This window comes from Paenisporosarcina sp. (assembly GCF_057785155.1).
The window spans coordinates 112,847-131,563 of record NZ_JBYNRN010000033.1 but is presented as its reverse complement, the minus strand read 5'-3'; the positions used below and the strand labels follow the sequence as shown (position 1 = coordinate 131,563).

At 39.2% G+C, this 18,717-nt stretch carries 24 protein-coding genes; 10 read left to right on the top strand and 14 right to left on the bottom strand.

Annotation, left to right across the window (positions count from 1 at the left end; genetic code table 11):
- Positions 1–260: 260 nt before the first annotated feature.
- On the bottom strand, positions 261–776 hold the full coding sequence (locus AC3EA5_RS12060) for a YwhD family protein (RefSeq protein ID WP_488608567.1): 516 nt from the start codon (positions 774–776) through the stop codon (positions 261–263).
- Positions 777–843: 67 nt separating this feature from the next.
- On the opposite strand from AC3EA5_RS12060, the gene thmT reads away from it, so the two are divergent.
- Positions 844–1,029: a 2-hydroxymuconate tautomerase gene (thmT, locus tag AC3EA5_RS12055; RefSeq protein ID WP_394191772.1), complete on the top strand. Its 186-nt coding sequence runs from the start codon at positions 844–846 to the stop codon at positions 1,027–1,029.
- Between the two features lie 239 nt (positions 1,030–1,268).
- Here thmT and AC3EA5_RS12050 read toward each other — a convergent pair whose 3' ends face one another.
- The 3 genes from AC3EA5_RS12050 to AC3EA5_RS12040 all read right to left on the bottom strand — a co-directional run bounded on the left by AC3EA5_RS12050 (position 1,269) and on the right by AC3EA5_RS12040 (position 3,770).
- Positions 1,269–1,772 (bottom strand): YwgA family protein, encoded by a 504-nt coding sequence (locus tag AC3EA5_RS12050; protein WP_488608566.1) that lies wholly within the window; start codon positions 1,770–1,772, stop codon positions 1,269–1,271.
- A gap of 16 nt (positions 1,773–1,788) precedes the next feature.
- Positions 1,789–3,087: an HD domain-containing protein gene (locus AC3EA5_RS12045; protein ID WP_488608565.1), complete on the bottom strand. Its 1,299-nt coding sequence runs from the start codon at positions 3,085–3,087 to the stop codon at positions 1,789–1,791.
- Positions 3,088–3,539: 452 nt separating this feature from the next.
- Positions 3,540–3,770: a YuzB family protein gene (locus tag AC3EA5_RS12040; RefSeq protein ID WP_394191766.1), complete on the bottom strand. Its 231-nt coding sequence runs from the start codon at positions 3,768–3,770 to the stop codon at positions 3,540–3,542.
- 173 nt (positions 3,771–3,943) lie between these two features.
- On the opposite strand from AC3EA5_RS12040, the gene AC3EA5_RS12035 reads away from it, so the two are divergent.
- On the top strand, positions 3,944–4,579 hold the full coding sequence (locus AC3EA5_RS12035; RefSeq protein WP_488608564.1) for an RsfA family transcriptional regulator: 636 nt from the start codon (positions 3,944–3,946) through the stop codon (positions 4,577–4,579).
- Between the two features lie 64 nt (positions 4,580–4,643).
- Here the strand turns inward: AC3EA5_RS12035 and lipL are convergent, their stop codons facing one another.
- On the bottom strand, positions 4,644–5,489 hold the full coding sequence (gene lipL / locus AC3EA5_RS12030) for an octanoyl-[GcvH]:protein N-octanoyltransferase (protein WP_488608563.1): 846 nt from the start codon (positions 5,487–5,489) through the stop codon (positions 4,644–4,646).
- Between the two features lie 2 nt (positions 5,490–5,491).
- On the bottom strand, positions 5,492–6,475 hold the full coding sequence (gene pta, locus AC3EA5_RS12025; RefSeq protein WP_488608562.1) for a phosphate acetyltransferase: 984 nt from the start codon (positions 6,473–6,475) through the stop codon (positions 5,492–5,494).
- Between the two features lie 397 nt (positions 6,476–6,872).
- Here pta and hemQ point away from each other — a divergent pair, with 397 nt between their 5' ends.
- The 3 genes from hemQ to gerQ all read left to right on the top strand — a co-directional run bounded on the left by hemQ (position 6,873) and on the right by gerQ (position 8,473).
- The gene (hemQ, locus tag AC3EA5_RS12020; protein ID WP_488608561.1) at positions 6,873–7,622 is read left to right on the top strand and encodes a hydrogen peroxide-dependent heme synthase; all 750 of its coding nucleotides are present in this window, start codon (positions 6,873–6,875) and stop codon (positions 7,620–7,622) included.
- Between the two features lie 86 nt (positions 7,623–7,708).
- Positions 7,709–8,128, top strand: a complete 420-nt coding sequence (locus AC3EA5_RS12015) for a cell wall hydrolase (protein ID WP_488608560.1) — start codon at positions 7,709–7,711, stop codon at positions 8,126–8,128.
- 18 nt (positions 8,129–8,146) lie between these two features.
- Positions 8,147–8,473, top strand: a complete 327-nt coding sequence (gene gerQ, locus AC3EA5_RS12010; RefSeq protein WP_488608559.1) for a spore coat protein GerQ — start codon at positions 8,147–8,149, stop codon at positions 8,471–8,473.
- A gap of 174 nt (positions 8,474–8,647) precedes the next feature.
- Here gerQ and AC3EA5_RS12005 read toward each other — a convergent pair whose 3' ends face one another.
- Genes AC3EA5_RS12005 through AC3EA5_RS11985 form a run of 5 tightly spaced genes read right to left on the bottom strand, consistent with a single transcriptional unit; the run spans position 8,648 to position 10,967 of the window.
- Positions 8,648–9,028, bottom strand: a complete 381-nt coding sequence (locus AC3EA5_RS12005; protein WP_488608558.1) for a DUF423 domain-containing protein — start codon at positions 9,026–9,028, stop codon at positions 8,648–8,650.
- Between the two features lie 25 nt (positions 9,029–9,053).
- Positions 9,054–9,320: a YwdI family protein gene (locus AC3EA5_RS12000; protein ID WP_488608557.1), complete on the bottom strand. Its 267-nt coding sequence runs from the start codon at positions 9,318–9,320 to the stop codon at positions 9,054–9,056.
- Entirely contained in the window at positions 9,317–9,496 is a 180-nt protein-coding gene (locus AC3EA5_RS11995) for a uracil-DNA glycosylase (protein ID WP_394191749.1), read from the bottom strand. The genes AC3EA5_RS12000 and AC3EA5_RS11995 overlap by 4 nt, the downstream gene beginning before the upstream one ends.
- Positions 9,497–9,528: 32 nt before the next feature.
- Positions 9,529–10,215 carry a uracil-DNA glycosylase gene (locus AC3EA5_RS11990; protein WP_488608556.1) on the bottom strand — a complete coding sequence of 229 codons (687 nt, stop codon included), beginning with the start codon at positions 10,213–10,215 and terminating at the stop codon, positions 9,529–9,531.
- Between the two features lie 5 nt (positions 10,216–10,220).
- Positions 10,221–10,967 carry a DUF4230 domain-containing protein gene (locus AC3EA5_RS11985; protein WP_488608555.1) on the bottom strand — a complete coding sequence of 249 codons (747 nt, stop codon included), beginning with the start codon at positions 10,965–10,967 and terminating at the stop codon, positions 10,221–10,223.
- A gap of 115 nt (positions 10,968–11,082) precedes the next feature.
- Here AC3EA5_RS11985 and AC3EA5_RS11980 point away from each other — a divergent pair, with 115 nt between their 5' ends.
- The gene (locus tag AC3EA5_RS11980; RefSeq protein WP_488608554.1) at positions 11,083–11,343 is read left to right on the top strand and encodes a hypothetical protein; all 261 of its coding nucleotides are present in this window, start codon (positions 11,083–11,085) and stop codon (positions 11,341–11,343) included.
- Between the two features lie 61 nt (positions 11,344–11,404).
- Positions 11,405–12,238, top strand: a complete 834-nt coding sequence (pdxK, locus tag AC3EA5_RS11975) for a pyridoxine/pyridoxal/pyridoxamine kinase (protein WP_394191741.1) — start codon at positions 11,405–11,407, stop codon at positions 12,236–12,238.
- Between the two features lie 213 nt (positions 12,239–12,451).
- Here the strand turns inward: pdxK and AC3EA5_RS11970 are convergent, their stop codons facing one another.
- Together AC3EA5_RS11970 and AC3EA5_RS11965 are read right to left on the bottom strand one after the other, a co-directional pair.
- Complete coding sequence (locus AC3EA5_RS11970; protein WP_488608553.1) at positions 12,452–13,477, bottom strand: ABC transporter permease; 1,026 nt, start codon at positions 13,475–13,477, stop codon at positions 12,452–12,454.
- Complete coding sequence (locus tag AC3EA5_RS11965; protein ID WP_488608552.1) at positions 13,477–14,358, bottom strand: ABC transporter permease subunit; 882 nt, start codon at positions 14,356–14,358, stop codon at positions 13,477–13,479. Before AC3EA5_RS11965 ends, AC3EA5_RS11970 begins: the two co-directional genes overlap by 1 nt.
- A 201-nt stretch (positions 14,359–14,559) precedes the next feature.
- Between AC3EA5_RS11965 and AC3EA5_RS11960 the strand changes: the two genes are divergently transcribed.
- From AC3EA5_RS11960 to AC3EA5_RS11950, 3 genes are all read left to right on the top strand, one after another.
- Positions 14,560–14,910, top strand: coding sequence for a YojF family protein (locus AC3EA5_RS11960; RefSeq protein ID WP_488608551.1), 351 nt, complete (start codon positions 14,560–14,562; stop codon positions 14,908–14,910).
- Between the two features lie 15 nt (positions 14,911–14,925).
- Positions 14,926–15,621, top strand: a complete 696-nt coding sequence (gene bshB2 / locus AC3EA5_RS11955; RefSeq protein ID WP_488608550.1) for a bacillithiol biosynthesis deacetylase BshB2 — start codon at positions 14,926–14,928, stop codon at positions 15,619–15,621.
- Between the two features lie 161 nt (positions 15,622–15,782).
- Entirely contained in the window at positions 15,783–17,138 is a 1,356-nt protein-coding gene (locus AC3EA5_RS11950; protein WP_488608549.1) for a YjiH family protein, read from the top strand.
- 422 nt (positions 17,139–17,560) lie between these two features.
- Here AC3EA5_RS11950 and AC3EA5_RS11945 read toward each other — a convergent pair whose 3' ends face one another.
- A complete protein-coding gene (locus AC3EA5_RS11945; RefSeq protein ID WP_488608548.1) occupies positions 17,561–18,508 on the bottom strand; it encodes an L-threonine 3-dehydrogenase in 948 nt (315 codons plus the stop codon).
- Positions 18,509–18,717 lie beyond the last annotated feature (209 nt).

Sequence of the window (18,717 nt, the reverse complement as noted above, 5' to 3'; positions counted from 1 at the left end):
TCAAAAAAGCTTTCTCTTCCACGGAGATGTCTCCGAATGGAACAGAAAGCTTTTTTGGTTAGCGCGACATGAGAAACATGGGGCATTCGGCTTGGGTTTGTCAAAAATGTCCCACAACTCTCATGTACAGACGCGTCTCCAATTGTCCTAGCTCACTATTAAATAAGCTATACGTTCAGTTTACTTGCTTTTGTGACGAGATTCAACAATATATCCCATCAAGTATAGAATGTCACATTTTGTACAACTGTTTGGGATTATTATACATTTAATTCTTGGTGAAGTTTTTCTTCGCTTCTCTCCCACATTTCAGGGTTATGTGAAACAAGAAACTCTTTCAAGATTTTTTTAGAGTCATCGTCCATATGTTCAACAATGATATGACGTTTCATCGATTTATCCATACGATTCACATGATCAGCTAACAGTTTAAAACCTCTTCGTTTTTCACGGTTAATAATCATTTCACAACCGGTAACTCCAGCATAGTAAGGTCCTTCAGCTTTATGGTCAATGGTTACCCAGACAAGCCAAAATAGTTTGCCCCCTGCAGAATCTTCGCGATTGGTGGTGAATTTAATTCCACGCTCCGTATCACTTCGTGCATGCATCGCACCTATTTCAACTTTTGCCGTTTTTTCTTCGACATCGATGATTACAGGTGACACATGTTCAAGTGTAAGCGATCCAATTCCAAAACCGCCATGTCCGTCGGTAGGATCATTTTTTATGATGGTGAATCCAAGTTTTTGTTTAGGCTTTTCTTCATTTGTCATGCGTATGTCACCTCCGTTCTGTTATTATAGCGAATATACAAACTTTTGTGAAAGAGGAGGACCTCCAATGCCTTATGTAACCGTTAAAATGTTAGAAGGTCGTACTGACGATCAAAAAAGAGCGCTTGTTGAAAAAGTATCTGCGGCTGTTGCTGAAACTACGAATGCACCTATTGAAAATGTTGTGGTGTTCATTGAAGATATGCCAAAGAATCACTACGCTGTAGCAGGCAAGTTATTCAGTGATAAATAGCATGTAAAAGGAACCGTTTTGCGGTTCCTTTTTTATTAGTTTTGTTAAAGATATTCCGCAAAACAGCTACGCTTTCTGCGGGCTTGCGCCGAACTAACTCGGACAAATCGTCCGAGTGGATTTCGGCACTTCGCTATTCCCGCTGGAGTCTTCGCTTTTTTGCTCCATATCTTGAAATGATGGAGGATTCAACAATGAACTTTGACTTACTATTTGAAGACTATGCGTGTCATTTCTAATTAATTCAAACACGTTTCTAATTCGCTAATAAAGGCGAACGCTTGCGTGATTTCTTCCTCAGAAAAATTGAGTTTCCCTTTCACGACATGAATTTTCTCAATTTGTTGTTCACGTGAGAGGTGATCGAAGTAAAGCAGTGTCGATACGAGTTCTAGAAACCTTGAGCTTTTCTCGTTTAAATGGTCGACACATACTGATAATTTTGCATGACTCCGATTCATCGATGTTAAAAATTGTTGCCCCTCATCCGTACAAGCGTATGTGTATTTCACATATGAACCTTTGTCTTCTAGTTGCTCAGCTAAAAAACCCATGCTACATAATTCTTCAACACGTAATGTCAGTTCCTCTGAATAGGGACCGTATATATGAAATTCATATTTTTCGTGGAAAGGCATTTTCATTTTTTTCGCAATGTACACCATTTTTTGAAGTTTTTTTCTTCCGCTCACTTCACCAGCAAGATGGATGAATTCTACGAGTTTTGCATGTTCTTCTAACAAAAAAGGCACCTCCAGCTTATCCTCTAAGTACTTGTAATATTTGTTTTTTCAACGCTTTCTTTTTACCATCTGGTGTAATTAAATCTTCCGGGAAATAAAGCTTGTGATCCGAACGGCGTTTTCCTGAAATCGCTTCTACAATTTCAGAGGATCTGGACAATTCACGGAGCTCATCATTCGGCATTAACAAATGAATTGGTACTCGTTCTCCTTCTTCACCAGGTCTGTAAAAGTCATATGGTAAATCCGAAGAAGAATCAAACACTAAGTAATAGTCAGGATTAATTCCTGCCTTTTTGAATAGCTGTTCAAGCTCAGACAACTTCCGATAATCTTTTGCAGGATCAAATTCGATGTATTGGAAAAGCTTTCGATTAACAAAGCGATCACATAAATCGGCTAAGATTTCATCTTCTTCTTTCATCCAAGCTTGGAAATAGGTCATCACAATTCCTTCATCTAGAGCTAAATATTCTTCTAAATTGAAGCTGTGATTAAAAAAGCTTTTAAAGTGATGAGGTTCAAAACTAAATTGATAATCAGTTTGACTTAATTCTTTTGCTCGATGCAGTGCTTTTGTTAAAATCACTTCTGCACTACGTGATACGGGATGAAAATACACTTGCCAATACATTTGGTAGCGACTCATAATATAGTCTTCCACAGCATGCATCCCACTGTATTTAATCACAACTTGTTCTTCTCTCGGACGCATAACGCGTAAAATTCTCTCCATGTCAAAATGGCCATAACTTACACCCGTAAAATACGCATCTCGCAGGAGATAATCCATTCGGTCTGCATCAATTTGACTTGATATGAGACTAACCGCTTGTTTATTGGCATAAGTTTTCGCTACAACATCCGACACGTCTTGAGGGAATTGAGGAGAAACTTTGCTTAAGATGGCATTAATTTCCGTTGGTCCAGTTAAAATTTCTTGTGTAAATTTTTCATGATCAAGGTCAAACACATTTTCAAATGCATGAGAAAATGGACCATGACCTAAATCGTGTAGCAAGGCTGCACAAAGCACAACCAATCGTTCAGACTCGTCCCATTCCGGACGTCCTTGAAAAATGTCATCAACAATTCGTCTAACGATTTCATAAACCCCTAAGGAATGATGGAAACGACTATGTTCCGCCCCATGAAAAACTAAATAGGTTGTTCCTAATTGCTTAATGCGGCGCAATCGTTGAAATTCTTTTGTGCCGATTAAGTCCCAAATGACTTGATCACGTATATGTATGTATCGGTGAACGGGATCTTTAAAGACTTTTTCTTCAGCCATTTTCTGCGTTGCATAACTCATAAGAATCCCTCTTCTCTGGCAACTTTTTTCTTGATTTTATTATAACAAGTAAAGTCTGAATGACCACACTATCCATGAATGAAAATGGAAAAAATAGTTTATATAACAAATACAACTGAGACTGCGATTATTCTAACTGAAATCGCTATTTTTCTAACTGAGATACCCAAAACTCTAACTTAGCCATAGTGACGCCAAACAGCAACACCCACTAAGCGTTAGCGTGTGGGGCAATTCATGTTAAGAAAAGCTTAGTTTGGGCTGCATGCTGCGCGAAGCAGCCGTTTTCTGTTTTATTTTCTTTATATTTGGCTAGCCTTCATAAGACAATTACAACTGAGACTGCGATTATTCTAACTGAGATCGCTATTTTTCTAATTGAGTTCACCAAAATTCTAACTGAGACTCCCAATCTTCATTCAAAAAAAGAAACACCACCAAATTTGGCGGTGTTAGATTGTTATTTTTAGTTTAGTACGGACTTTTTCCATTAGCTCTTCTTCAGTCAGCGCTGCCACTGGGCGATTGTTCACAAAGGCGAATGTTTTTTTGCGGCCAGGACCGCAGTAAGACTGACATGCGATATCAATCGTTGCGTTCGGGTCGATTTCATTTAACTTTGGAATCAATGTTTTTAAATGGACGGCCTGACAATCATCGCAAACTCGAAATTCATTTGCCATTTGTCTACAACCCCTTCTACACATCTTTTTGTCTACGAATTCTATTCGTCATTGTACCGTAAGTTTTGTTTATTATTCAAGCCTATCAAATGGTTGACGTGAATAAATACTGTGAATCTTGTACAAGCTTGGAGTAGAACATCGAAACTATGAACTATTCAGGAGGGAAAAGTATGGTTAAAATGCGGCAAGATGCATGGCTGGATGAAAACGATGAGTTATTAGCAGAAACTGTCTTACGCCACGTGCGCGAAGGCAGTACACAGTTGAATGCGTTTGAAGAAGCTGGAGATGCTTTAAATCGAACAGCTGCTGCTTGCGGATTTCGCTGGAATGCGGTTGTAAGAAGAGAATACGAGAAAGACTTAAAAGAAGCGAAAAAAGACAGAAAGCAAAAAATGCGTGTACTTGGAAAAGAATATCGACGTCGCGGTCAATCTCTTTTTCTGGTAGGTCGTGAACCCGAATCACAAGAAGAACGTGTTCAAATTCCACTTTCCGCTCTATCGCTAGATGTCGTCATTGCTTATTTACTTCGCTTGCAACAAAATGGAACGGGTGAAGGAGAATCGTTTAGATGGCGAGCTCTACTTGCTCATTCACAAGAAAAAGTGAGTCAGCTAGAACGTGAAGTTGATCGATTAGAAAAAGAAAATGCAACAATTCGAGAAGACTATGAGCAATTTGTTCATATCATGAATCGCGCAAGACGATTAGTGACGTTAAATGATGATGGTGAAAATGTTTCACCTGTTTTTCAAATGGAGAAGAACGGAAATTTAGTCGTAAAAGAACCGCCAGTCAATTGATTGGCGGTTTTTCTTTTAATTAATTAAAGGTAGGTATAGGGATATTTCTACTAAATTAATAGGATCATCCTATTTTACTCAACATTTTTTGATTTCGCTCAACCACTCGGGTTAAGTAATAAAGATACAAATCCGTTTCGCTCGGTTGGATGGATTGCATATGAACATTGTGCATGACATGGTTCATAAAACGTTGAATATGGATCACTGTATCTTGAACCGTAATCTCTTCACCTGTAATTTCGCTGAGAGACGCCATCACTTCTGGAACAATTTGAGGATATATAAATTTTGTTGGCTCTCCTTGCAGTCCTGCAGCATAAAAATCTTTTATCAAATTAGCCCTTTCAGACCCGCTTCCTTCTATACATAAATAGATTTGAACGGCGATTCCAGATCGTAAACGTCTTTGTGAAATGCCAGCAAATTTCTTTCCATCAATACTTAAATCATAGGAACCTGGACAATACGAACCGACAATTTCATAAGCTTCTATTCTTTCGGCATAATCAGGAAAAATATGTTGAATAAATTCGACCATAATATCGTAACCTGCTCCGATATCTAATGCTTTATCCTTTTCAGATAGAACAATCGAAACATTTAACACACCTTTATCTAAAACAACCGCTAGTCCACCTGAATTTCGAACAATGGATTGGTATCCTTGTTGTTCTAATACTTCCCGACCTTCTGCAATATGAGGTAGACGATGATCTTGAATTCCTAATACTACGGTTTGGTCGTGTACCCATGTCCGAATGGTTGGCAAAGATTCACTCTTCCCAACCAGTTCACACAACATGTCGTCAGCCGCAAACGATTCAAGTGCAGAGCTCGATTGACCACTCATCGATTGATCCCAAAAACGCCATTCTTTATTAACAAATAAATCCTCAAACGCTGACATATTTACTCTCCTGACATCATGCTTTGGGCTGCTGTCATAAGGACGAGTTTATATACGTCATCTGCAGAACAACCTCTTGATAAATCATTAACTGGCATATTTAAGCCTTGTAATATCGGACCAAGCGCTTCAAACCCGCCTAATCGTTCAGTTAATTTGTATCCGATATTCCCTGCTTCTAGGGATGGAAATACAAATACATTGGCGTCACCTTGGATTGGAGAACCTGGTGCTTTTTTTCCGGCAATTTCAGGCACATATGCAGCGTCAAATTGGAATTCACCGTCGATCTGCAATCCTGGTGATTTCTCTTGTGCGAGTTTAGTTGCCTCTTCTACCTTTTTCGTTTCAGCAGAAACAGCTGAACCTTTCGTTGAAAACGATAGCATCGCTACTTTTGGTTCCAATCCAAATGCTTTTGCTGTCTTCGCACTTTCTACCGCAATTTCAGCTAAGTCTTCACTCGTAGGTGCGATGGTAATGGCACAATCCGCGAATACCAATCTCTCTTCTCCTCGAACCATGATGAATGCACCACTCGTTTTAGAGACACCTGGTTTTGTTTTAATAATTTGTAAAGCCGGTCGAACGGTTTCAGCTGTTGTATGAGCAGCCCCACTAACTAATCCGTCAGCATATCCCGTGTAAACTAACATTGTACCGAACGTATTCACATCTTTTAGCTGAATTCTCGCCTGAGCATGAGTCGCCTTGCCGTTTCGACGCTCAACGAATTTCTCTATTAACTCTTCAAGTTGCTCATACTGGACGGGGTCAACAATTTCAATACCGTCCAAATTTATACCTGCTTGATTCGCAGCAACTTCCACAAGTTCTTTTGCTCCAATTAAGATCGGTGTGACGATGCCTTCTTCCTGCAACGTACTTGCTGCTTTTAATACACGCTCGTCTGTTCCTTCCGGTAAAACGATTTTCACTTTTTTATTGGAAATGGCTTGTTTAATTTCATCCATAAAGTTTGTCATGTGGCATCTGTCCTTTCAAGAAGTATCTTTAGGTTTTTTTATATTCATTACTAGCTATGGATTAGTATTGTCTAATTGCGAGGTCTCGTTCGAAAGCAGGCTTTCGCATCGGACCTTCCAGCGCAAGTGTCAGGCTAAAACGGCGCTTTTCGCTTTTCTGATTGTCTAGCTCCACAGGCCAGACCGCACCTCTGCTTCACCACTTCATGCGAAAACTGGTTTTCGATTCAGCGGTTCCAGTATCGGAGTCGGTCTAGAATGGCCTGTTCCGCTTTTCTTTAAGCATACACGAATTTGTCATACTTCGTCATGTCTGAATGGTGACATTGTAGGAATCCCAGAGGGTTTTATGCTACACTTGTCTTGAGATTTTTTATTGAGAAGGAGTGTCCCATACATGAATGAAGCAGCACAAACTTTAGATGGTTGGTACGCGTTACATGATTTCCGTACAATGGATTGGACGTCTTGGAAGCAAATATCGACTGAAGAACGTACAGCCGCAATAAATGAGTTTTTAGGATTTATTGAAGAATTAAATGTCGTGCATGAAGCAAAAACAGGAAGCCATGCTTTTTACTCAATCGTTGGTCAAAAAGCTGATTTCATGTTGATGACTTTACGTGAAACTATGGATGAGTTGCAGCAGCATGAAGCGAAATTCAACAAGTTGGCGATTGCAGAATATACAATTCCTGCTTATTCTTATGTGTCAGTTGTTGAGCTTTCCAATTACTTAGCTGGCGAATCAAATGAAGATCCTTATCAGAATCCTCATGTTCGCTCACGTTTGTACCCTGAACTTCCTCGTACGCAGTATGTATGCTTCTACCCAATGGACAAGCGTCGTGACGGAGATGATAACTGGTACATGCTTGCAATGGAAGATCGTAAGTCAATGATGCGCAGCCATGGTATGATTGGTCGCGGTTATGCAGGTAAAGTAAAACAAGTAATCAGTGGTTCAATTGGATTTGATGACTTTGAGTGGGGCGTTACTTTATTCGCAGATGATGTACTTCAATTTAAAAAATTGATTTACGAAATGCGTTTTGATGAAGTAAGTGCTCGCTTTGCTGAGTTCGGTTCATTTTTCGTTGGAACGTTGTTAGATTCGAATAAAACAACTGAATTTTTAAATGTATAAACTAGTGGGCTACGCATCGCATGCGTAGTCTTTTTTTGTTCTATTTTTAAATGTAATTCATATGTTGAAATGGAGGAGGTTGTGCTGTGGCGGTTGTTCGCGCAACTGAAAAAGACATTCAAACACTTGCCCGCCTAATGAGAGCTGAAGCGGAAGGTGATGGAAAGTTAGGCATGTTGTTAGTCGGAAATGTGGGTGTCAATCGTGTACGATCTGACTGTTTGGACTTTAAAGCGATACGAGACATTCAAGATATGGTGTTTCAAAGTCCAGGTGGTTTTGAAGCCACAACAAAACCCTACTTCTATCAACGTGCACGGGAAGCTGATATAGCATTGGCACGCAGGGTTGTAGCTGGTGAACGTTTCCACCCTGGTACCCGATCTTTATGGTTTTTTGAACCCCCTGGCGAATGTCCCCCACAATGGTATAACCAATGGAACGTTGGGCGTTTTAAGGCACACTGTTTCTATTCACCAACAGCGCAAGATTGCCCGAGAATTTAAATTTGAAAGGATGATCACTTGGTACAATATTATTGGAACCCGGCGTATGCTCAACAAATGCAGCAAACCCCACCACAAATCCCTGCAGGAGGAAGACCACCACAAGCTGCCGCGGAAGAATCTTACATTGAGAACATTCTTCGACTGAATAAAGGTAAGCTAGCGACCTTATATTTCACTTTTGAAAATAACCGTGAGTGGAATGCAAAAGTTATTACGGGCATTATCGAAGCTGCTGGTCGTGATCATGTTATTGTCAGCGATCCGAAAACAGGCAAACGATACTTAATGCTGATGATTTACTTAGATTACGTTACATTCGACGAAGAAATTAATTACTTATAATTCAAGTCAAACCCTTACGTGTCTGCAGAAAATCTTAGTTTTAAGAGTGGCGTAAATGCACCCAATTAATAAAGGAGAGATTCCGTTCAATTTTCGAACGCAATCTCTCCTTTTTGCTTTACTTTAATTTGCGGTATTAAAAAAAGATGCTCTCTAAATGAGAACATCCCCTTATTAACCCATATGTTTAACAACAGCAACAATAACTAAAACCCACGCTATCAGTAACGCTACGCCACCGATTGGCGTAATCGCTCCTAAAATGCCGATTCCACTTAAACTCAAAACATATAATGAGCCAGAGAAAATCACAATTCCAGCAAGCATTAAATATCCTGCCCAGCTAAGTTGTGATACGTGGCCGATAATGCTTGGGCTCATTAGAATCCCAATAACGATTAATCCAATCGCATGATACATTTGATATTGAACAGCTGTCTCCCAAATGGCTAAGTACTTCTCGGATAGTTTTTCTTTTAACGCATGAGCTCCAAAAGCTCCAAACGCTACTGCTAAAAAAGCGTTTATAGCACCAGCAATAATGAAAAATGGCATGACTACATTCCTTTCTTTCTTTCAACTAAAAATCAAATAACGAATCACCGTTTGCACCGTCTTCTTTTAACGGTTCCGCAGATCTAAGTGAAGGGGATTCAGTTTGACGAATCATAGGCACTTCTATTTGACGAGTCGATTGGTATTGAACTACTTTAGGACTTTCACTTAATGCAACATCACATAACGCTCGAATGGCTACTAACGCCTCCCGGGCAACAGAGTCGTCTTGATTATTGGCTGACGAAGCATGCTTTTCTATTTCGGAAATAATTCGGCTAAGTGGGATCATGACTTACCTGCCTCCCTTGGTTTCGGTTGAAAATTCATACATTCCATGCCAGAAGATCGCTTCACAACGATTGACGGCAATTCTTTTGTTTTAAATTGATAAGCGCGACAACCTCTAGGATGGCGTGTGTCCCACGTGACGTAAAAATGGCGACATTGAAAACAATTCACGCTCAAAGTGAACTCACACTCCTTTTTCTCTTACCACTTTACCACGAATTTTCATTTAAGCAAAAGTCGATTGGGGTTAAACCTGAGTTTACTAAATGCTCATTTATTGCCGAAAAAGGTTTGCTTCCAAAAAATCCTCGATGTGCACTTAATGGACTAGGGTGAACGTTTTCGATAATGACATGTCGAGAGCTATCAATAAGTTCTCGTTTTTTCTGAGCAGGTCTTCCCCATAACACAAAAATCACCGGGATCTCTCGATCAGATAACCTTTGAATCACTGTATCCGTGAACGTCTCCCAACCGATTCCTTTATGCGAATGGGCTTGTCCTTGTCGGACGGTTAAGACCGTGTTTAATAATAAAACCCCTTGATTTGCCCACTTTGTCAGATTGCCGTGTTGCGGGATCTCACATCCCAAGTCATCATGTAATTCTTTCAAGATGTTTCGTAAACTTTGTGGATGCTTCACTCCATTTTGTACGGAGAAACTTAGCCCATGCGCTTGACCCTCACCGTGATAAGGATCTTGTCCCAAAATGACAACTTTTACATCTTGAAAGGACGTTTGATGAAAGGCATTCCATATATGATCCATGTCAGGAAAAACAGTTTCGTTTTCATATTCGTCTTTTAAGTGTTCCCGCAGATTTAGATAATAAGGTTTTTCAAATTCATCAGCGAGTACTTTTTGCCAATCATTTTGAAAGATCAATTTAGACAAGATGTTCACTCCTCAAACTCTACCGTTACTTGATAATCCACTAATGAAAACATATCCGTTACAGATCTTGCGGCATTTTCTTCTGCAAGTTCCAACACTCCCTGTGCAGACGTTTCTTCTATCATAAGTTTTTCTGCTTCTTTAGCTAACTCGTAAGCTTCTTCGATATTTGCTTTTTGTCGCAACGCCCCTTCGTATGAAAAGACTTCCACTTGGTCAAATAAAATCTCAGGTCCTCCAAGGAATTCAGCTTTCGGTAGAACAATGGTAGCTGTCTTTGCTTCCTCATTTAATGTCACGTCATTCGCTTCTACTTGTGAGAAGTCGATCCCAGCTTTTATTGACCCAGGAATCACAACCAGCAATTGACGTTTTGTACCAGGCAAGTCAATTCCAATTTCTTGTCCAAACAACTGATTATCTTGTCGTTCAACGATTACTTTTGTAAAAGCTTCAGCTGTCGCAAGCTCATTTAATGATTGTATTTGTTCAAGGAATGCGCCTTTATTTTCCGTAAATGTACTGCCTTTTAACATCCACATCGTTATAAAGGGAATACTAACGATTAAAGCCAGTAAAATCGCAGCGATCCACAAAAACTTGCGTGTCCAAATCGACAATAACAATGAGCCAACTTTCCAAAACCCCGAAGACTGGGGTCTTACACTGTCGATGGTCACTGCAGTTTCATCCTGGGCTTTCAGTTCTTTAAGAAGGAATTCAATTTCTTCGATTCGCTTTTCTTTAGACATGATTCTCCCCCATTCTCTTATATTCGCTATGAATCTAGTACGTTTACCATAATAGAAAGTTTCAAATTGAACAACTCAGACGTGCGTGATAGGATACAAAAAGAGGTGAAGAATCGTGTCGGATTATCAGTGGCGTGAGAAAGTAAGGAATGTGCAACAATCGACAAAAGAAGAAAGCCGAGTTCCAGAGCGAGCAAAATCACTTGGATTTGGGTGTTTCACGCTAGGCATGATATTGATGAGTTTATTTTTAGCATTCTTTGCTTATGGATTATTCACACAAGGACAATGGATGTTCGGTACAGTTTCCATCGTAATGGTCGTTGGAATCGGATTTATGGTATTTAAATTAATAAAAGCGGAAAAGCTACCTTAATTGAAATTCTGCCTACTTTTGATAGTATAGAACTAGAACTAACATGAAAAGAGGGACTAAAATGACTTTGAAAAAAACACTGACAATCGCCGGGTCTGATACATCTGGTGGCGCAGGTATACAAGCTGATTTAAAAACATTCCAAGAGCATGGCACATACGGTATGAATGCTCTTACAGTTATCGTTACAATGGATCCTGATAAAGGCTGGAGTCATGGTATTCACCCTATTCCAGTTGAAACTTTACAAGCTCAATTGAAGACTGCGTTATCTACGAATGTGGATGCAATTAAAACGGGTATGCTTCCTACTGTAGAGATTATTAAAGCAGCAGCAGACGCCATCGATCGTTCAGGTTTAGAAAAAGTTGTCATCGATCCGGTTCTTGTATGTAAAGGTGAAGACGAAGCGTTATTCCCTGAAAACGTAGAAGCGATGGTTCAAACTCTTTTACCTAGAGCATTAGTTGTTACTCCGAACTTATTTGAAGCGGGTCAACTTTCTGGACTAGGAAATTTAACTACAATTGATGACATGAAGCGTGCTGCTGAAAAAATACATGCGGCTGGTGCTAAAAACGTGGTCATTAAAGGCGGCAAACAACTGAAGCATGAGAAAGCCGTTGACTTATTCTATAACGGATCAACATTCACATTGTTAGAATCGGAAAAGACGGACACTTCTTATAACCATGGAGCGGGTTGTACATTTGCTGCAGCTATTACAGCGAACCTAGCAAATGGACTAGCGGTAGACGAATCCGTATTAGAAGCGAAAAAATTCGTTTCAGCTGCAATTGCAAACGGTTGGAAATTAAACGAATATGTTGGACCAGTTATGCACGGAGCGAAAAATCGTTTTGGTGCACCTGACATCACAACATCTGAAATATAGAAGAATGAATGAGACACACCATCCAAAATGATGGTGTGTTTTTTTATGGCGTTTCACTCGAATATTATGGCGTTGGAAGCTTGGAATAAGTCGTTTCGCAATCATAATTTAGCTCAAGGATTAATTAATTGGCGCACAAGATCATTTTTATGGCGTTACGCCTTTTCGCGCGTCAAAAAAGGAAACCAAAATTTGGTTTCCTTTTTACCTACTCTATTTGTTTTTATTGGACTGAAGCAATACTAATTTTTCTTTTAATTGTTGTTGGTTCCACTCGACCACTTCTTCTGAAACGTACTTCATTTTTTTCCGTCGCTTAATGTTGACTTGACCATTCGTTGCTCTCGTATACCCTTCAATCATTGCAGCAATTGCGAGTATGACGAGCGCAAAACTAATCGCAGGTGATAATGGAAGCCAGGGGGCTCCTTGCAAATAGCGGAATGAATTTCCAAAAAGCCCTGCCCATTCATAAGCAATTGACTTGGGCGGATCAGCGAACATTGGATCATAACTTACCAATGTTCCTCCTAAAAATAACTTGAGTAATCCTAAATGGGCAAAAACAATGAGCGACTCCACTACTTGTTGGCCATATAGAACAGCCATTTTTTCTCGCATTTGAGGTACCAAGTGGCGAATAATGATTCTTCGACGACTCGCTCCTAACGTTCTTGCTGCTAATATATATTCTTGTTGATACAACAAGTTGGCTTCATTCCCAATCAACGAAGCGACAATTGGCACAGTAATTACTGCCATGATGACCACTTGGATTACTACACGTTCAAAGACAGTAGTAGTAAACCCCTCCATAGGCATCCAAAGAACAGGTGATAGTAATAGGACAGCAAAAATCGTCATAGGAACATAGTGAATCGGATCAATGATTCCGTTAATCCAAGAGCGTTGACGCTGTAAATACGTTCCAATCACATAACCAAGCGGAACGGCAATGAACATCCGTAAAGCGGCCACGGCCATTGCACCAAGAATTGTATACTTTGCACCTATCATAATTTTCGCGAACATGTCATAGCCAAATTCGTCAGTGCCAAGTGGATGCTTCCAATATGGTGAAATCGGTGGTCCTTCTACTGCACGACCATTTTCTTCGATAAAAAAGGTTTGTTTAGGAATGGATCCGAAAATCCATTCAAATAGAAAACTACCTACTAAAAAGAACGAGATGATGCCAAATCCAAGGATAAATAAAGGCTGTCTCCAAACTGACTTCATTATACCGCCTCCCCTCTTCTAAGTCGGCGGATGAAATACCATTCACCAATACTGTATAAAATGAAAATCGGTACAAAGAAACTCAATACAGTAATAAGGAAAAGAACTCCGCTTATATTGTCATACATAAATAACATAATTCCTGGAATATTAAACATTAATTCGAGAATAAAGAGATTGGATAACATGAACCACATCGTCTTTTTTGACTGGAAAAAGACACTGATAATCGCATTTCGGAAAATGTGCATGAATAGGATAAATGATTTACTAAATCCTAATGACTTAGCAAGTTCAACATATGACTGCCTTTCTTCGGACTCGAAAGTTATCATGCTTAACCGATACAGTTGAATCATCGGTAAAATCATTAGACATAAAACGGGAAGCCAATAGATTCTTTCGTCACCCATCACGGCAATTTTAGAAACAAGAAATCCGGTCTTTTGGAAAATGATGACGACCATTAATTGAGCCAATGTGATAATCAAAATATCCGGTAACGACTCTAAAAAATAAAATATCAGTTTCACTCGAGATCTCGCTCTTTCTTTAAACATCATCGTAATAAATGTTCCGAGTATAGCGATAAGGATCGCCGCTCCGAGTGCCAAAAATAAGAGTTGAAGCGAATACGTCATGTATTCAATAATTTTTGGAAAGACAGCAACTTCCTTAAAAACTCTTCCAGTTGAATATTCGATCGATAGTTCACGGATATTCATAATTGTAACGACATGAAATTTTAATGCTTCTACATACTCCCTCCAAAGAAACTCTCCTTTTTGAAAGCCCGCAATTAATAATTGAGCCCCACTAATCAGTAAAATACTGATGAGCGCAACGATGAATTGAATGACCCATTTTAGAAAACCTTTCATCTATGTATCCTCCTGAAGTTCCTTTGAATCTGTATCTACTAATCAATTCAAAAAAATCTGATAGTTCGATAATATCATATTTCCATTTCGAGTTACGAAAAATTTCCCGATTGATTTTCTCAAGCAAGCTAATCGCTTTCATCATTCGAATTTACTATACTTAGTGTTAGGACTTTGAAAGTGAGTAGGAGGAATTTATTAATGGAAATTGTACAAGTCGAAAAGTTGCAGGAATTGTTGAATTCCTTTGCTAATAAAGATGTCTATATACACCTTGAAACGACAAATGGTGCTTATGCGTCACATTTTGACGAAACCGTTTTTAATGCAGGTGCTTTTATTCGCAATATTGTCGTTCGTTATGAATTAGGAAAAGTTGTTGGAGACAATCCACATCGAGTGGGACTTAAATTACCTCACGGATGGGTGTACGCTCAAGGAATTACTCACTACGAATTGGATGAGCATGGTCGATTATTAATGGCTGGTCATGACTCTACAGGTAAATTAGCAGTAGCTCTTCAAATTAGCGAAACCCCATTTACGTATTAAGAAGGAGGAACCAAAATGACACTTCCACACGAAAGACATGTTTTAGTTGTTTTCCCCCACCCGGATGATGAAGCATTTGGTGTATCAGGGACAATCGCTAATTATATACAGCAAGGCATTCCCGTCACGTATGCGTGCCTAACGCTTGGAGAAATGGGCCGTAATCTAGGAAATCCGCCATTTGCTACAAGAGAATCACTTCCCCATATCAGAAAACAAGAATTAGTAGACGCAGCAAAAGCAATGGGTTTAACCGATTTACGTATGATGGGATTACGAGATAAAACCGTTGAGTTTGAAGATGACGAGGAAATGGTTCAAATGATGACAAAGCTAATAGACGAAACGAACCCTTCTTTAATCATTACGTTCTATCCGAATTACGCAGTTCACCCAGATCACGAGGCAACTGCTCGTGCTGTTGTTCGTGCTGTACGTCGAATAAAAGAAGCGGATCGTCCAAAATTATATGCAGTCGCTTTTGCTAACAATACGAAGGATGAATTAGGAGAACCTGATGTCATTCATGATATTAGGGACACACGTGAGCAAAAGTTAGGGGCTATGCGTGCACATATTTCACAAACGGCATGGATGTTAGCTGAAATGGAGAAACGCTTGGCTGAGGGAGAACCTGAAGCTGAGAACTGGTTGACGTACGAACGATTTTTCAACTATCGTTGGCACGATGATTTCGAAAGTGAATTTTAATGAACTCCTGAAAATACCTTTTTTAATGGTATTTTCAGGTTTTTTCTTGTTCATGCACCAAATTCTGTTTATAAAGAAGTGTGGACATTTTCTATTTCGACAAGTATCATTATTTGAGAATTAACAAACTGAATAATTATACATATTAGGAGGCGTCAGATTTGAAGAAGTTTTCACTATCTACATGGTTATTATTCTTAGTACCTTCAATTATCGGAATATTCTTATTCATGATTCCATTCAAATATGATGGTGAATGGAAGATTCCAGTTGCCATTTTAGCGAACTTGGTTGCAGGTAAAGTTGAAGCGATTATGCCATGGACAGTTACCATCGTCATGATTCTTGCGGCACTTGGCTCCATTCTTTATTTATTTAAAAAGGATGCAAATCCAGAAGATCAAACATTCTTTGAAAAGCTATTTCAAGTGAATTGGTTCTGGACAATCGTTCGAATCATTGGTGCAGTCTTTGCGGTAATGGTGGTTGCAAATATTGGTCCTGAAATGGTTCGCAGTGAAGATACTGGTGGTTTATTATTATCACCTACTGGTTTACTGTCATTCTTATTTACAATCTTCTTATTCGCAGGATTACTATTACCTCTGTTATTAAACTTTGGGTTACTTGAATTCTTCGGTACGATGATGGTTAAAATCATGCGTCCCCTTTTCAAATTACCTGGTCGTTCTTCAATCGATGCATTAGCTTCATGGATTGGCGACGGAACAATTGGGGTTTTATTAACAAGCAAGCAGTATGAAGAAGGCTTTTATACAAAAAAAGAAGCAGCTATTATCGGAACAACCTTCTCCGTTGTGTCGATCACGTTCTCAATCGTTGTTATTGAAGAAGTTGGTTTAGGAAGTTACTTCCTTCCATTTTACGCGACCGTTGTGTTTGCAGGGATTGTATTAGCATTTATTATGCCACGCATATTCCCATTGTCTCGTAAACCTGATGAATATATCGATGGTCGTCCATATGACGAGACTGGCGAAGCACTTCCTGAAGGTTACAATGTGGTATCTCACGGTTTAGAAAATGCTCTAACTAAGGCTAATAAAAACCGTTCTATTGTTGAATTCGTAAAAGATGGTCTAAAAAATGTATTAGATATGTGGATGGGTGTTGCACCTGTCGTTATGGCATTTGGTACAATTGCGCTTATCCTTGCAACTTACACAGATGTATTCGTATGGTTAGGAAAACCGTTTGAGCCATTGTTAATGGTACTAGGAATTCCTGAAGCAGCTGAAGCAGCTCAAACGATTGTTGTTGGGTTTGCCGATATGTTCCTTCCAGCACTTTTAGGTGGCGAAATGATTGAATCTGAATTAACTCGATTCGTTATTGCAGCTGTATCGGTTACACAATTAATTTACATGTCTGAAGTCGGTGGATTACTATTAGGATCTAAAATTCCCGTGAACATTTTAGACTTATTGATTATTTTCATTCTACGTACAGTCATTGCATTACCAATTATCGCTGGTGTTGCTCATTTATTGTTTTAATTATTGTTTCATCCGCAAGTTAAAAGAGGGTGTCTAAGAGTCATGTAAGTTGACTCTTGGAACACCCTCTTTCTTTTTTTTAAATGTAATGGTCGATTTTCATTGCTGCGGACGCTTTCCGCGGGCAAGACTTCAGCCGCTTCCCTCGCGAGCTCAGTCCAGGGTCTTCAGTTCTTGCTAATTCCGCTGGAAAGATTAGAAGCATCGTTCTAATCTTTGCGACGAAGCTAGCGCAGCGATGCAGGAGCAGATGTTTTACGCCGCCTCCATTACAATCGACAAAAGCACGTAAAAATAAATAATCTTAATAAAAACTAAAACTTCTAGACGACTACTTTATAATTTCTCCACCTATTAATATTTGGTTCTTAATGAAAAAACAAAGCATGCTCCTTCAAGGTGCATGCTTTGTTTAGTAATACTTACTTCATTTTTGTTGCTAATTTTTCTAGCATATCTTTCGTCATTTCATCTAAATCATATTGCGCCTTAAATCCCCATTCAGCTTTTGCAGCACTTGCATCAATTGAATCTGGCCAGCTATTGGCAATCGTTTGACGAATTGGGTCAACTTCATAGTTCATTTCAAAATCAGGTATATGTTTGCGAATCGATGCTGCAATTTGCTCAGGTTCAAAACTCATTGCGGTAACGTTGAAGGCATTTCGATGCTCTAGCTTGCTAGCATCCGCTTCCATTAAATCGACAATCGCTTGAAGAGCATCAGGCATGTACATCATATCCATGTATGTACCCTTTTCAATATATGACGTATATTTACCTTCTTCTAACGCTTTATAGTAAATATCCACTGCGTAATCCGTCGTTCCACCACCTGGTGGAGTTACGTAGGAAATCAATCCAGGGAATCGAACGCCTCGTGTATCCACTCCAAATTTTTGGAAGTAGTAATCACATAGTAATTCACCAGCTACTTTATTCACCCCGTACATCGTTGTTGGACGTTGCAAAGTATCTTGAGGTGTATTGTCTTTTGGTGTAGAAGGGCCAAATGCACCGATTGAGCTCGGAGTAAAGAATTGAAGACCAAGTTCACGAGAGGTTTCTAGTGCATTAACAAGACCACCCATATTCAGGTTCCAAGCTAGCAAAGGCTTCGCTTCAGCTGTAGCAGATAACAATGCAGCCATATGCATCATCGTATCCGCACCGAAATCTTTCGCAAGTTTTCGCATATTTTCTAAATCCATTACATCCAATAATTCAAAAGGGCCATCATTTACGACAGGAGAATCTGTCTTACGAATATCAGTAGCCAATACATTTTCAGCACCATAAATGTCACGTAGTTTAACGATTAGCTCCGAACCAATTTGTCCTAAAGCCCCAGTTATCATTATTCTCTTCAAATGAAATCTCTCCTTGTGAATAAAACATTTGTGTTTTTACAGAGTACATATTATTCCAATAAAACGTTGATATAAAAGCTTTTAACCATCACTCATTATAAAGTGTTCATTGTAAATACACAACGTTTTATCAAATACGTTGATTTTAGAAATAACTCGATTCTTTTCTATTGCTGGTTTGCTATACTTAAAATTAAAAAGGGCGTTTC